This window comes from Onishia taeanensis (assembly GCF_013349955.1).
In the GTDB taxonomy this organism is placed as follows: domain Bacteria; phylum Pseudomonadota; class Gammaproteobacteria; order Pseudomonadales; family Halomonadaceae; genus Onishia; species Onishia taeanensis_B.
Genome location: NZ_JABVXC010000003.1, coordinates 117,639 through 131,837 on the forward strand (window position 1 = coordinate 117,639; position 14,199 = coordinate 131,837).

The 14,199-nt window shown below is 64.9% G+C and carries 14 protein-coding genes; 7 read left to right on the forward strand and 7 right to left on the reverse strand.

Annotated features, from left to right (window positions below; all coding sequences use genetic code 11):
• Nucleotides 1–239: 239 nt before the first annotated feature.
• From HUS66_RS05305 to HUS66_RS05315, 3 genes are all read right to left on the reverse strand, one after another.
• Nucleotides 240–1,052 (reverse strand): slipin family protein, encoded by an 813-nt coding sequence (locus tag HUS66_RS05305; protein ID WP_175069914.1) that lies wholly within the window; start codon nt 1,050–1,052, stop codon nt 240–242.
• 86 nt (nt 1,053–1,138) lie between these two features.
• Nucleotides 1,139–2,671 (reverse strand): NfeD family protein, encoded by a 1,533-nt coding sequence (locus HUS66_RS05310; protein ID WP_175069915.1) that lies wholly within the window; start codon nt 2,669–2,671, stop codon nt 1,139–1,141.
• Between the two features lie 237 nt (nt 2,672–2,908).
• Nucleotides 2,909–3,706, reverse strand: a complete 798-nt coding sequence (locus HUS66_RS05315; RefSeq protein WP_175069916.1) for a maleate cis-trans isomerase family protein — start codon at nt 3,704–3,706, stop codon at nt 2,909–2,911.
• Nucleotides 3,707–3,928: 222 nt separating this feature from the next.
• Here HUS66_RS05315 and HUS66_RS05320 point away from each other — a divergent pair, with 222 nt between their 5' ends.
• The 7 genes from HUS66_RS05320 to HUS66_RS05350 all read left to right on the forward strand — a co-directional run bounded on the left by HUS66_RS05320 (nt 3,929) and on the right by HUS66_RS05350 (nt 10,498).
• On the forward strand, nt 3,929–5,029 hold the full coding sequence (locus HUS66_RS05320) for an aminoglycoside phosphotransferase family protein (RefSeq protein WP_175069917.1): 1,101 nt from the start codon (nt 3,929–3,931) through the stop codon (nt 5,027–5,029).
• Nucleotides 5,030–5,125: 96 nt separating this feature from the next.
• Nucleotides 5,126–6,391, forward strand: coding sequence for an ABC transporter substrate-binding protein (locus tag HUS66_RS05325; protein WP_175069918.1), 1,266 nt, complete (start codon nt 5,126–5,128; stop codon nt 6,389–6,391).
• Between the two features lie 4 nt (nt 6,392–6,395).
• Nucleotides 6,396–8,093 (forward strand): ABC transporter permease, encoded by a 1,698-nt coding sequence (locus HUS66_RS05330; protein WP_175069919.1) that lies wholly within the window; start codon nt 6,396–6,398, stop codon nt 8,091–8,093.
• A 131-nt stretch (nt 8,094–8,224) separates the two neighbouring features.
• Nucleotides 8,225–8,833, forward strand: coding sequence for an ATP-binding cassette domain-containing protein (locus HUS66_RS05335; RefSeq protein ID WP_175070111.1), 609 nt, complete (start codon nt 8,225–8,227; stop codon nt 8,831–8,833).
• 60 nt (nt 8,834–8,893) lie between these two features.
• Entirely contained in the window at nt 8,894–9,604 is a 711-nt protein-coding gene (locus HUS66_RS05340; protein ID WP_175069920.1) for a TIGR04283 family arsenosugar biosynthesis glycosyltransferase, read from the forward strand.
• Nucleotides 9,594–10,220, forward strand: coding sequence for a TIGR04282 family arsenosugar biosynthesis glycosyltransferase (locus tag HUS66_RS05345; protein ID WP_175069921.1), 627 nt, complete (start codon nt 9,594–9,596; stop codon nt 10,218–10,220). The genes HUS66_RS05340 and HUS66_RS05345 overlap by 11 nt, the downstream gene beginning before the upstream one ends.
• 53 nt (nt 10,221–10,273) lie before the next feature.
• Nucleotides 10,274–10,498 carry a zf-HC2 domain-containing protein gene (locus HUS66_RS05350; protein WP_254628703.1) on the forward strand — a complete coding sequence of 75 codons (225 nt, stop codon included), beginning with the start codon at nt 10,274–10,276 and terminating at the stop codon, nt 10,496–10,498.
• 56 nt (nt 10,499–10,554) lie between these two features.
• Here HUS66_RS05350 and HUS66_RS05355 read toward each other — a convergent pair whose 3' ends face one another.
• The 4 genes from HUS66_RS05355 to eutB all read right to left on the reverse strand — a co-directional run bounded on the left by HUS66_RS05355 (nt 10,555) and on the right by eutB (nt 14,037).
• Nucleotides 10,555–11,019: a DUF302 domain-containing protein gene (locus HUS66_RS05355; protein ID WP_175069922.1), complete on the reverse strand. Its 465-nt coding sequence runs from the start codon at nt 11,017–11,019 to the stop codon at nt 10,555–10,557.
• A gap of 119 nt (nt 11,020–11,138) precedes the next feature.
• On the reverse strand, nt 11,139–11,810 hold the full coding sequence (locus tag HUS66_RS05360) for a haloacid dehalogenase type II (RefSeq protein ID WP_175069923.1): 672 nt from the start codon (nt 11,808–11,810) through the stop codon (nt 11,139–11,141).
• 216 nt (nt 11,811–12,026) lie between these two features.
• Entirely contained in the window at nt 12,027–12,992 is a 966-nt protein-coding gene (locus HUS66_RS05365) for a cyclodeaminase (protein ID WP_175069924.1), read from the reverse strand.
• 46 nt (nt 12,993–13,038) lie between these two features.
• Nucleotides 13,039–14,037: a hydroxyectoine utilization dehydratase EutB gene (gene eutB, locus HUS66_RS05370; RefSeq protein WP_175069925.1), complete on the reverse strand. Its 999-nt coding sequence runs from the start codon at nt 14,035–14,037 to the stop codon at nt 13,039–13,041.
• Between the last annotated feature and the right edge of the window lie 162 nt (nt 14,038–14,199).

Consider the following 14,199-nt stretch of genomic DNA (forward strand, 5'->3'; position numbering starts at 1 on the left):
GGTGCTGCCGATGACTGGCAGGTGTTGCCAAGTATTAACTATCGTGTCTGCTGCCACAGAGAATCATCCCGTTATCCTAAGGCAAGGGCCGTTACGGCGACCCTCGACCCTAGTGTTATCAACGTCTTTTTTGCAAGCGACGAATCTTAACAGCTGACTGCGCGGCCTGCACCCCCGGGAGCAGCGACGATGGGGCTAAGGTGACTGCCAGGGCGACCTCAGGATTGACTGATCAGTTACTAGCCACTTACCTCGTCACTACTGTCATCGCCCCTGGAGTCGGACCGAGGCGACGGAGACCCTCGGTACTCGCCCATATCCCGGAAAGCCTGCATGACATCCATGGGCAGCGGGAAGAAGATGGTCGAGGCATTCTTGTTACTCATGTCGCTCATGGTCTGCAGGTAACGCAGTTGCAGTGCTGCCGAGTTTTCAGACATCACATTGGCGGCTTCGACCAGTTTCTTCGATGCCTGCAGCTCGCCTTCGGCATGGATGACCTTGGCACGCCGCTCGCGCTCCGCCTCGGCCTGGCGGGCGATGGCGCGGATCATGCTCTCGTCGAGATCGACGTGCTTGATCTCGACGTTGGCGACCTTGATGCCCCACCCCTCGGCAGAGCTATCGATGATTTCCTGAATGTCCTTATTGAGCTTGTCGCGCTCGGAAAGCATTTCGTCGAGCTCGTGCTTGCCAAGCACCGAGCGCAGGGTGGTCTGGGCCAGTTGGCTGGTGGCATTGACATAGTGCTCGACCTGGATAATGGCCTTCTCCGGATCGACCACCCGGAAGTACAGCACCGCATTGACCCTGACGGTAACGTTGTCCTGAGAAATCACGTCCTGCTCCGGCACATCCATGGTGATCACCCGAAGGTCGACCACCTGCATCCGCTGAACGGCGGGAATGATGAAGACCAGCCCCGGCCCCATGACCCGCTGGAAGCGCCCCAGGAAGAACACCACACCCCGCTTGTATTCGGGCAGAATGCGAATCGATGCCGCCAGCAGCATGATCAGCAGCACCACCGGCACTAGATAGGAAATCCACATGGCTCACACCTCCTTGGATGAAACCGACCCCAATGAGCTCGACTTCGTCTGATGGATGTCTAGGCGCGACGTCCCTCAGATGACAGCTAGGTCTCGGGTGATGATTCCTCGATTGGTTCGACCTCTACGGTCAGGCTCACAAGGCGCACCACTCTGAGGGCCTGCCCCTTACGCACCGGCTCGCAAGCATGTGCCCGCCAGCGTTCGTTGTGCAGCCATACATGACCATCGCCGTCGAAGTCATCAAGCGCCCTGGCCTCGGCGCCCAGCATCTCTTCCTTCCCGGTCCGCGCGGGGCGCCGGCGCAGACGCATGAAATGGACCATCATCCACAGCAGCAGGACCGCAGCGAGTGCTGCCACCCCGCCGATCAGCGGCAGCGAAACACTCAGGTTCTCGGCATCCATCAGGATCACCGAGCCGATCACGAAGGCCACGATGCCGCCGATACCGAGAATGCCGAAGCTAGGCATCAGCGCCTCCCCGGCGATCAGCCCCAGGCCGACCAGGATCAGCGCCAGGCCGGCAAAGTTGACCGGCAGCACCTGAAAGGCGAACAGCGCCAGCAACAGCGAGATCACGCCAATGGTGCCGGGCACCAGGCTGCCGGGGTTGGCCAGCTCGAAAATCAGCCCGTAGAAGCCGATGATCATCAGGAAGTAAGCAACGTTGGGGTCGCTGATCACCGACAACAGCTGGGTGCGCCAGTCCGGGTCAAAACGTTCGAGAGTCAGGCCGGCGCTGTCCAGCACCCGTTCACCGTTAGCCATGACCACGGTCCGACCATCGACCTGACTCAGCAGATCGTCGAGGTCGCGTGCCAGCACATCGATCACGTCTTGCTCGAGGGCCTCGCGGGCGGTCAGGTTACGAGCCTCGCGTACGGCGAGTTCGGCCCAGTCGGCGTTGCGCCCGTGTCGGACGGCAAGGCTGCGGATATAGGCCACCGCATCCTCGAGTACCTTGCGCTCCATGGCGGTAGTCCCCCGTCGCTTTGGAGCCTCGGCGGCAGGCCGGTCTGCCGGCGAAGAACCCGAAGCCCCAGAGTCTGAAGCCCCAGAGCCCGACGCACCGGCGCTCCTCGCGGATTCGCCGCCCTTGGCCTTGTCCGGCGCCGCATGCCCTGCATCTTCCTCATCGGTCGCAGGGGCCTCGTCGCCAAGGCCGGGCAGACCACCACCCCCCATACTCACCGGCGTGGCCGACCCCAGGTGCGTCGAGGGCGCCATGGCCGCCACATGGCTGGCATACAAGAGATAAGTGCCGGCACTGGCCGCTCGCGCGCCACCGGGTGCAACATAGACCGCCACCGGGACTGGCGAGGCGAGCATCTCGCTGATCATGTCACGCATCGAGGCATCGAGCCCGCCGGGGGTATTCAGGATAAGAATCGCAAGTTCCGCCTGGGCGTCCCGGGCCCGGTGCAAGCCACGAGAGAAGTAGTCGGCAGTGGCGGGGCCAATGGCACCATCAAGCGTCATCACCAGGCCCAGGCGATCACGCGCATCCTGCTGGGCAAGAACCGGCCCCAGCCAGGCAAGCATCGCCCCCAGCAGTAAAGCCATCAGGCTCGACCACAGCCAACGGCGTCGTATGCGATGGGTTGTGATGACCCGCATGACATCTGCCCCCTTCCCTGTAACCTAACACCGAAAGATGCTGTGCTAGGCAAAGGCTTCCTTCACCGCTCAACTGAGCCACGGATTCGGCTAGCCCCTTTCCCTTACACCATAGTCAACATCCCTCACGCCGGGGACTGTATCGCCAGGACAGGTGTCATCAAGGACCATATCGCCAGATTCGTGACCCTGGACGCCTGTCGCCCGTCGTCCCGCAGACGCTCGGCACTTATGCGTTCATACCCCAGCCAAAAGCCGTCCAAAGCCCGCCTGACAGGTAGGCCGGCCGGCGATCCAGCGCGCATGCCAATAGAGTGCCTGATTGCTCGAGACACAGGGCACGCCGAAGCGCTGTTCGAGTTCATCGAGCACATCCAGCGCGCGCAGGTTGGTACAGGGCAGAACCACCGCGTCTATTGGCCCGAACCCGTCGAGCAGCGTCGCCAGGGCATCGCCCAGGCAGGCGGGGTCCACCGCCGGAATGTCCGGATCATGATCGAGACGGAAGCCGCCGATGGCCGCGACCTCGATGCCTTGAGCCGAGAAGGCGGCAAGGAAGGCATCATCGACTTCACGCACATAGGGCGTCAGCACGGCGATGCGCCGCGCTTGCAGGGCTTCCAGAGCGGCGCGGATCGCGAGCCAGGGGTGAGTGACCGCCACCTCCGGGCGCACGGCATGCAGGCGTTCGGCAATCGGCACATCGCCAATCAACAGCCCCGCCGAGGTGCAACCGAATGCCAGGGTATGGAGCGGAAGCCCCGGTACCAGGGTCGCCGCCGCTGGGGTAATGCCCGCCTCGAGCGCCTTGAGGGCCTGGGGGGTCACCTCGGCATGGGTGGGCATGCGGGTGCAGAAAAGCTCCATGTCGTCACCGACCAGTCGATGCCAGTCCCGCTCCAAGGTGTAGTCGGTATCTAGCAGCACCAAGCCGATGCGCAATAGCTCCGGCCGGTTATAGCGCTGAAAGGCCAGCGCGCGATCATCGGCGACGGCAGCGTTAGGTAGTGAAGACACTGAAGAAACTGACGACATGGCGACATCCATCAACATGAGGAGATGCCATTACTCTAGTCGCTGCACGCGGCCCAAGCTTGCACCATCATGCCATCGCAGTGCTTATTTCCATTCAGCGATAGTGATTGTCTGCCCATCCCGCTGACATCGGGTAAGGTCCGGTGACAAAAAGATTGTAAACTTGACCGGCGATAGTCGACCAAGCTCCATCACCCTTTGTTTTGCTGAGCCGAGACCACCATGCTCGACACGGACACTGCTGACTCGACAGAGGCCATCGCCTCACTGCGCCAGCCACTGCATCAGGCACTCATCGAGGCGGGCCTCGATGGTGAGCTAACGGCGCTGACCCCAATGGCCGACACCGGCCTGGCTCACGCCCACCTGTGGCTTTCCCGCCACAACGGCGCGGACTGGGTGGCGCGGCTGCCCAAGCAAAGCCAGATGCGCCTTGCCGGCGATGACAATCTCGCTTATCAGGCGGCCTGCTTCACACGGGCCAGCCAGGGCGGCCACACCCCGGCCCTAAAGGCGGTGCTCCCCGCAAGCGACGCCCTGCCACGCGGCGGCCTGCTGGTGTCGGCGATCCACGGCCGCCACGCCCGGCTGCCCGACGACCTGCCGGCGATCGCCAAGGCCCTGGCCAGCCTGCACGCACAGCCGCTGCCCCCAGCCGCTCGACGAGCGCCCCTGCAGGCGCCGGCCGACCCCTGGGCGGCCATGCTCACGGAACTTCACCAGCAGGCCGCCTACCTTGACCGAGCCAAGATCGCCCCCGAGGTTCACCGCCAGCTCTCCGATGACCTGGCAGATCTCGAGCAGTGGTGCGGTAAGGCACCGCCAGCCAATCAGTCGCTGATCAGCTTCGATGCCCACCCCGGCAACTTTCTGATTCAGGACGACGGCCGCGCGATGCTCGTCGACCTGGAGAAATGCCGCTACAGCCTGCCCGGCTTCGACCTGGCCCATGCGAGCTTGTACACCTCGACCACCTGGGACCCGCACAGCCATGCCGAACTTAGCCTTGGCGAGGTGCGCGCTTTTCATCGTGCCTGGGCTGCCGCCATGGCCGAGCACGGCGCACGCATCGATGCCGACGAGCTGTTGCAGTGTCGCCGCGCCATGTGGCTGTGGTCGGTGACCTGGTGCGCCAAGTGGCAGGTCGAGCAACAAAGGGCCCGAGACGCCAGCGCGGCGGGTGAAGACTGGTCATCGGAACTCAGTGATCCCGCGCTGATCGCGCATGTTGCCGACCGGGTCGAGCACTACCTGTCGCCATCTGTCATTGCACGGGTTCGCCATGAGTGGCGAGCACTGGCCGATGACAGCGGCCTGGCCTGACCCTCGCTCTCAAGCGCCTGGCCAAGCGCCTTACTGTGCAACGCTCATCACCGTAAACGATCATCGCCGTATCGGTTCAACACAAGGAGTCTCACCATGCAGCGGATTGCCCCCTCGGCCCGCCAGGACGCGTTCACTCGCTCTCTCGGCCGCTCGCTTGCAAGCGTCGCCCTCTGCGCCGCTGCGCTCGCCACTGCCTCGCCAAGCCTCGCCCAGGAACTCGCACTGGATGACTGGAGCGCCATCGAACAGGCCGCCCAGGGTCAGACGGTCTACTGGAATGCCTGGGGCGGGGACAGCCGCACCAACGACTACCTGTCCTGGGTCGCCGACGAGCTCGAGGCACGCCACAACATCGAGCTGGTACACGTCAAACTCAGCGATACCGGCACGGCGGTGTCCCGGGTCATCGCCGAAAAGGCCGCCGGCAACCTCGATGAGGGCGCCATCGATCTGATCTGGATCAACGGCGAGAACTTCGCCGCCATGAAGGACAACGACTTGCTCTACGGCCCCTTCGCCGAAACCCTGCCCAATTACCCACTGACCCGTGCCGATGCCAACCCGGAAGTGCGCGTCGACTTCACGGTACCAACCGAAGGCTTCGAGGCGCCCTGGGGCAAGGCGCAGTTGACCTTCTACTACGACAGCGCCCGCATCGAGACCCCACCGGGCTCCATGGCCGAACTGCTCGACTGGGCACGCGCCCATCCGGGCCGCTTCACCTATCCCCTGGTGCCCGACTTCACCGGCAGCACCTTCCTCAAGCAAGCGCTTATCGAGCTGACCCCGGACACCGCGCCGCTCTATCAGCCGGTAGAGGAAAGCGACTTCGCCGCCGTCACCGCACCGCTGTGGAACTATCTCGACACGCTGCATCCCTATCTGTGGCGCGAAGGGCGCAACTTCCCGACTAGCGGCCCAGAAATGAAGCGCCTGATGGGTGACGGCGAACTGAGCCTGGCCTTCACCTTCATTCCCTCCGAGCCCGCGGCAGCCGTGGCCGACTTCCAGCTGCCGCCCACCACCCGCAGCTATGTGCTCGATGGCGGCACCCTCGGCAACGTCCACTTCGTGGCCATTCCCTTCAATGCAAGCCATAAGGCCGGGGCTCTGGTGACCGCCAACTTCCTGCTCTCGTCACAAGCCCAGGCACACAAGCAGGACCCGGCCGTGTGGGGCGACCGGACGGTGCTGGATATGAACGCCTTGAGCGACAAGGAGCGCGCGACCTTTATCGACGACAGTGACAACCCGGCCGCCCTGCCCGCCGGCGCCTTGTCGAAGACGCTTCCCGAGCCGCACCCGAGCTGGATGGAACGCCTCGAGGCGGCCTGGCTCGAGCGTTACGGCAGCCAGTGACCCGATGCGCCTCTTCTCACCGACCATTCGTACCACCCCCTGGCTCGCCATGGCCCTGCTCAGCCTGCCAGTGGCTGGGGGGCTGGCCGGGGTTCTGGCCCCAGCGCTGGGCTGGCTGCCGGCTCTCGGCGGTGATGAACTGACCCTCGAGCACTGGCGGACCCTGGTGGCGACGCCAGGGCTTGCCGATATGGTGCGACTGAGCCTGAGCGCCGGACTTGCCAGTGCGCTGATCTCGCTTCTCATCGTCATGCTGTTTCTCGGCGCCTTTGCCGAGACGCGAGCCCTGGCACTTGTCCGGCGTCTGCTGTCGCCCCTGCTGGCAGTGCCGCATGCTGCTGCCGCCATCGGCATCGCCTTTTTGCTCGCGCCCTCGGGGCTCGCCAGCCGCCTGGTCTCCCCCTGGCCAAGCGGCTGGGACACACCACCGGACTACCTGTTTCCCGGCGACCCCTGGGGACTGGGCCTGATCATCGGCCTGGTCGTCAAGGAAGTGCCCTTTCTGTTGCTGATGAGTCTGGCCGCCCTGCCCCAGTGCCAGGCCCAGGCACGGCTGCGGCTGGCTCGGTCGCTGGGCTATGCGCCGCTCACCGCCTTCGCCAAGGCGGTGCTACCGGGGCTCTACCCGCTGATTCGCCTGCCGATCTATGCGGTGATCGCCTTCGCCTCCGCCAATGTCGAAGTGGCCATGATCCTCGGCCCAAGCACCCCACCGACGCTCGCCGTGGCGGTGGTGCGCTGGATCAATGACCCGGACCTTTCCATGCGCTTCGTCGCCTCGGCGGCGGCGCTGTTACAGCTCGCCGTGACGCTGGCGGCGCTTGGCCTGTGGTGGCTCGGCGAACGGCTGGTCGCCAGCCTCTCCCGGTCTGCCCTGACTGGTGGCCGCCGTGAGGCCGGCGACCGTATCTGGGCTGGCGCCGGTGGGCTCGCCACTCTGCTGGCCGTGCTACTGCTGGGCGGCAGCCTCATGGGGTTGGTACTGTGGTCGTTGGCTGCTTGGTGGCCCTTCCCGGCGGCGCTGCCAAGCCCGCTGAGCCTTCACGCCTGGCAGGGGGCGCTGCCCGGGCTCAAGGAGCCGCTGACGCAAACGGCGCTGATCGGCCTCGCCGCCACCGGGCTGTCGCTGGTATTGACCGTCGGCGCCCTGGAAGCCGAGCATCTGCGCAACCACGGCATGGCCGCCTGGGCGGAGCTGGTGTTGTATCTGCCGTTGGTCGTACCGCCGGTCGCCTTCCTGTTCGGCCTGGTTCAACTGCAGGTCCAGGCCGGGCTGGCCCCGGGAGCACTGGCCGTGATTCTGGCCCACAGCCTCTTCGTGCTGCCCTATGTCTTCCTGTCGCTTGCCGAGAGCTACCGGCGTCTGGACCCCCGCTGGGCACAGGTAGCGGCGAGCCTCGGCCATTCGCCGGCCAGTCTCTTTTGGCGCGTACGCCTGCCGTTGCTGACGATCCCCATCCTCACCGCCGCGGCGGTCGGGTTCTCGGTAAGCGTCGGCCAATACCTGCCAACCCTGCTGATGAGTGCCGGCCGCCTGTCAACGCTGACCACCGAGGCGGTTAGCCTGGCAAGCGGTGGCGACCGTCGTCTGACCGCCGTCTATGCGCTGATGCAGCTGTTGCTGCCAGCCCTGGGCTTCGCCCTGGCGCTGGCCCTGCCGCGTCTGCTGATGCGTCACCGAAGTGGAGTACTCAACCCGTGACCTCTCTCGATGCCTTGTCCCCTGGTGGGGTTCCCCTAACGATTGCGGAACGATCGGCAGGCGACGATCTTTCCACCGGGCACGCCCTGATCCTCGAGAACATCCGTATCGATCAGGGCGGTCGCCCGCTGATGTCGCTGGATACCCGCATCGCCCCGGGTGAGGTGCTGACCCTGATGGGCCCGTCAGGCGTCGGTAAATCGACCCTGCTTGCCTACCTGGCCGGCTTCCTGGCGCCCGCCTTCACTGGCCAAGGGCGCGTATTGCTCAACGAGACGGACCTGACTCGCCTGCCGGCCGAAGCGCGCCAGCTGGGGCTGTTGTTTCAGGACCCGCTGCTCTTCCCCCACCTGAGTGTCGGCGGCAACCTGGCCTTCGGCATGCCGCGTAAAGCGGCCCGAAAAGCGTCTCGGCAAACGACACGGAAGGCACGCGACAAGACGATCGAGGCAGCACTCGAGGAAATCGGCCTGGCCGGTTTCGCCGACCGCGACCCGACCACGCTCTCCGGCGGCCAGCGGGCCCGAGTGGCACTGATGCGGGTGCTGCTCTCGCGGCCCTGTGCCATGCTGCTGGATGAACCCTTCTCGAAGCTCGATGCCTCGCTTCGCCACGAGATGCGTTCGCTGGTCTTCGCGCGGGTACAGCGTCTTGGCCTCCCGACGCTGATGGTTACCCACGATGAAGCCGATGCCAACGCCGCCGGCGGCCCGGTCATCGAGCTGGGCGCCCAGTATTGACCCCATCCATCACTCGACCCGATTCAGTGCACTATCCATGCCTCATCCAAGCCCGTGACCATGTCCGTATCCAACGCGCTCTCCAACCCGCCGCGCCTGAGCATCATCATTCCCACCCTGAACGAGGCGGCCGGCATTGATGCCCAACTGACGGCGCTGCTCGGCCTCTGGGTGTGCGGCGTCGAGATCATCGTCGTCGATGGCGGCAGCCAGGACGACACAGTAGCGATTGCCAGGCGCCACGCCAGCCGGGTGCTGTCCAGCGAGCCTGGCCGTGCCAGACAGATGAACCTGGGCGCCCGGGCCAGTCGCGGGGATCGACTGCTGTTCCTTCATGCCGATACCAAGCTGCCCCGACGCGCCGACCGACTGATCGCCAAGGCCGTGTCCGGTTCCCGCTGCTGGGGCCGCTTCGACATTCGCCTATCGGGTGAGCAAAGCATGCTGGGGGTGATTGCCTTCTGCATGAACTGGCGCTCGCGACTCACCGGCATCGCCACCGGCGACCAGGCCCTGTTCATGACCCGCGCCGCCTTCGAGGCCGTGGGTGGCTACCCCGATCAGCCGCTGATGGAGGACATCGAGATCAGCAAGCGCTTGAAACACCTGTCTAGGCCGACCTGCCTGAGGACGCGAGTGGTGACTTCCGGGCGACGCTGGGAGAACAATGGCCTCTGGGCCACCATACTGCTGATGTGGCGGCTGCGTTATCGCTACTGGCGGGGCGAGGACTGCCAACGACTGGCCGAGGAGTACCGCCATGCACGCTGATCGCCGTGACGACGGCTTTCCTCTGGCGATTCTCGCCAAGGCCCCCATACCGGGGCGGGTCAAGACCCGGCTGACCCCCACCTTCGCCCCCGCGGCCGCGGCCAGGCTGCACGAGGCGCTGCTGCGCCAGACCCTGGAGGTCGCGTTGGCCGCCACCCCGGCCCACCGCATCGTGCTGTGGACGGGCCTCGAGCATGACCATCCGCTGTTCGTGGAACTCGCCGAGCGCCACGGCATCAGCCTGCGGCCTCAACCAGAGGGCAATCTGGGTGTGCGCATGTTCACGGCGCTCGAGGCCATGGGCGCTCCGGGGCTTTTGGTGGGCAGCGACTGCCCGGTGCTGACGCCTCAACTGCTCACCGACTGTCACGCGGCACTGGCCGATCATGACGGCGTGCTGCTGCCCGCTGAGGACGGCGGCTATGCACTGGTAGGGCTACGCCAGCCCTGTCAGGCGTTCTTCACGGATATCGACTGGGGAAGTGATCGAGTGCTTGCCCAGACGCTGGCCAGAGCGGACAGCCTGGGGTGGCGGCTCGCGCAGCCGGCCAAGGTCTGGGACGTCGACCGGCCCGCCGATGTGGCCCGCTGGCAGGGCCAGGACGCCTCGCCTTGATGTTTCGCCTCAGAGAATCATGATATGAGGCACTCTCGACGACAGGGAATGGCATGGCCGCGGAACCGACGCAAGACACCCAAGCAAGGATGCAGCGCCTGGCGGCCGCGCGACCCCGGCTGATGTCCAGGCGCCTGGATGCGACACTCAGTCTTGGCGAGCGCTTCTCGCTGCGCTTTCACCTCAGCATGTGCGTGGCCTGCCGGCAGTGCGACCGGCAGTTCGCGCTGCTCAAGCGAGCCGGGCAAGGCCATCTGGCGGCCGACGAAGACCGCTAGCCACGCCGATTGCCCGGCCACCGAAGGCATGGCGTCGTATCGAGCATGCTTGCCCGTCAGGGGGTGGCGGCCGCCTGCGCCACCGACTCGAGAATGCCCGCCACCTTATCGAGTGGCAGTTCGCAGCCGCCCAGCCGGTGTCGCTCGGCCAGGTAGTGGGGGGAATTCCACTCGAGCCTTGTGCCGTCGCCCTGCTGGCGAAGCACCATCTTCTGCGGCAGGTCCAGCGCTATGCTGCCCTGACATGCCATCATCGGGGTGCCGACCTTGGGGTTGCCGAATACAAAGGTGCGCGTCGCAGGCAGGGACAGCCCGGCCTTCTCAGCATTCGCGGCGTGGTCGATGACCGTGAACAGCGTTAGGCCCTTGCCATCCAGAGCGTCGCGCAGGCCCTGATCGACCGCTTCTATGTCTTGAGCGCTATCCAGATATTCGATGCCATCGGCCTTGTCGGCGGCCGAGGCGATACCCGACAGGCTGAAGAGGGTCACGGCGACGAGGGCCAGTCTTGCCTTGATCATGATCGTACTCCTTTCCGGTGGAACCTTGAGGTGACCACGGCCCACGGGGTGGCCGCGATGTTTCTTGGTGAGACAGGCATCCCGGCAGGGATATCCGGGCACGTATCCAACCCGCGGCCTCAGACCAGCCGTTCGCTTAACGCGAGCAGGTCGGTCACGGTCACATCTGGCTCACCACCCCAGGCATCGAAGGGCGCCTCGGCGCTGCGCCTGATCCAGGCGGCATGCAGCCCGGCATGACGGGCACCGATGACATCGAAGGGGTTGCTGGAAATCAGCCAGGTGTCCTGGGCCTCGCTCTCCATGCGATCGCGCAGATGCGCATAGACCGCAGGGTCGGGCTTGAATCGTTTGATCTCATCGACGCTGACGATGTCGTCGAAATGCTCTCGCAACCCGGCCTGCCTCAGTAGCCCATCGACCGCCTCACGAGTGCCATTGGAAAAAGCCACGCAGGTCACACCGGCACGGGCAAAGCGCTCCAGCGCCTCGGCAACGTCGGGAAAGGCCGGTAGCTTGCCGTAAGTGGCCATCAGGCGATCCTTCTGCCCCTCGGTAAGGCCCGCACCCAAGGCCCGGTCGGTAAACTCCAGCGCCTCTCGAGTGCAGTCGGAAAAAGGCGCATAGGCCCCCATCAGGCTTCGCCGAAAGCTGTATTCCAACTGCTTGTCACGCCAGCGCTGAGAAAAAGCCGCCGCTCGTTCACCGAGCGTTTCTTCCAGTTCAGCGATCACCCCGTGGGTGTCGATCAGGGTGCCGTAGACATCGAAGGCCAGTACACGTTTGCTCATCTTGCATCCTTGTACTTGATACTGAGTACTTATAACTGAGTACTTATAAATGAGTACTCGAGACTGAGAGCTTGAAACCTAGCACCTAACACTGAGTCCCCGAGGCGTAGAAAGTGCCTCGCATGCTTACCCGATCAACAGCTTGGCCGCATTTGGCATCAGCGACAAGCCAGGCCTCATGCGCCGGCCACCACCGCAGGTGCCGGCCCAACAGGCTCAACTCAAGCGGCTCAGGGCAAAATCAGCGATGGCGGTGTCCTGCACGCCGGTACCGGTAAGATCGCAGACGGTAATGGTGGCAGGCGTCAGCCGCAGGCGCTGGCCTTCGGCAATCAAGCGACCCAGCTCGAAGACCTTGAAAGGCACCTCACCGCCGCCATCGCCTCGGTCAGCAGTCCCGGCGAAGGCCTTGAGCTCGCCATTGCGCTCGCTCTGGGTCCGGCTGTCGCATACGAAGGCATCGGCGCGGGTCAGCACGCTGGTCTCGAGTTCGCGTTTCTCGGGGCTGTCCGAGCCCATGGCGGTAACGTGCACGCCCTCTGGCAGGTCCGCCGCACTGAGAATCGGCTGCTGGGACGGTGTGGTGGTCACGATGATGTCGGCGTCGGCACAGGCGGAGCGCACGCTTTCATGCACTCTCACCGCAAGCCCCTGAGCGCGCAGTTGCTCGGCGCAGTCATGCGCGGCCTGCGGCCGGCGCGCCCAGAGATCCACGGCCTCGATATCGCGCACCAGACGCAGCGCTTCGACCTGGCGACGCGCCTGCTCGCCGGCCCCCAGCACCGCGACCCGCCGGCTATCTGGCCGAGACAGGTGTTTGGCAGCAATGGCGCCTGCCAGGGCGGTACGCACCATGGTCAGATAGCCCTCGTCGAACAGCACCGCCTCGACCAGGCCGGTCTGGGCCGAGAACACCATCATCAGGCCATTGAGGCTGGGAAGCCCTCGCTTGGGATTATCGAAGAACCCAGGACTGACCTTGATGGCGAAACGGGAAAAGCCGCGAATATGCGCGGTCTTGACGTCGACCTCGCCGTTGGCTTCCTCGATGGCCATGGACAGAATCGGCGGCTGCACCGCCTCGCCGCGCCCCAGGGCCGCGAAGCCCGCTTCCACGGCGTTCAGGGCGTCCTGATCCAGCGTCACGGCCGCGCTTATCGCCGCCCGGTCGAATAGCTGCATGAGCCTCTCCTGATAAGAAAATATCGTATTGTGGGAATCAGACGTATTAGCGTGCTGCGAGGCGTCGTGCCCGATCAAGCGTCTCGAGTGACACCCCGTTGCCGGAGACGATCAGCGCAACCGTCTGGCCGCGGATGTCGATACGGTGCTCTTCGATCGCCGCCAGCCCGACCGCTGCGGCCCCTTCGACCAGCAGCTTCTCGTTCTCGAGCATATCGACCATGGCGTGGGCGATAGCCGCCTCGGAGACCTGATAGTGATCGTCCATCACCTCGTCGACCAAGGCAAAGCTGCAGCGGTTATCCAGGCCTATTCCCCCGCCCAGCGAATCGCCGAGGCTCTCGGCCTCCTCGACCGCCACCGGATGACCGGCTTCCAGGCTCTTCCACATCGCCGCCCCGCGACTGAGGCTGACCCCGGTCACCTGAACCTCAGGACGAATGGCCTTCATGGCCGCACCGATACCACCAAGCAGACCACCGCCGGAGAGCCCGACGAAGACCCGGTCGAGGCCGGGGGCATCTTCCATCAACTCGAGACCGATGGTGCCCTGACCGGCGGCAATCAATGGATCGTCGAAGGGCGGGATCAGGGTCATGCCCTCCTCGTCGACCAGCCTCGATACTTCCTCGAAGGCCTGGTCCTGGCTGGCGCCGATACGGGTGACGGTGGCGCCCAGTGACTCGATGGCGGCGACCTTGTTGGCCGGCACCAGGGTCGACAGGCAGATGGTCGCCGGCACGCCCAGGCGCGCCGCGGCGAAGGCCACCGCCCGGCCATGATTGCCGGTAGACGCGGTGGTGACGCCGCGGGCCAGGGCCTCGCGGCCGTGGCGTTCGATCAGGGCGGCGATCATGTTGGTGGCGCCACGCAGCTTGAAGGCGCCGGTGGGCTGGCAGGTCTCGAGCTTGAGCAGCACCTCGGCATCGAAGCGGCGTGACAGGGCCGGCGAAGGGATAAGCGGCGAACGCACCACCTGGCCGGCGAGGCGCTTGCGCGCTAGGTAAAGCTCGGCCAGGGTGACGCCATGAGTAGAGTGAGACATAGGCGCTTCCTCTATGCTTTTATTCTTCATCGGGTGACCCTAACCATAGCGTTAACCGCCGTCATGACCAGCGCCATGAAGCGAGTCATCAACACCGTCATAAACACGGCTACGAATACGACCATGGCCAGCGTATAACCAAAGGCGCCGCCCAGTGGGCGG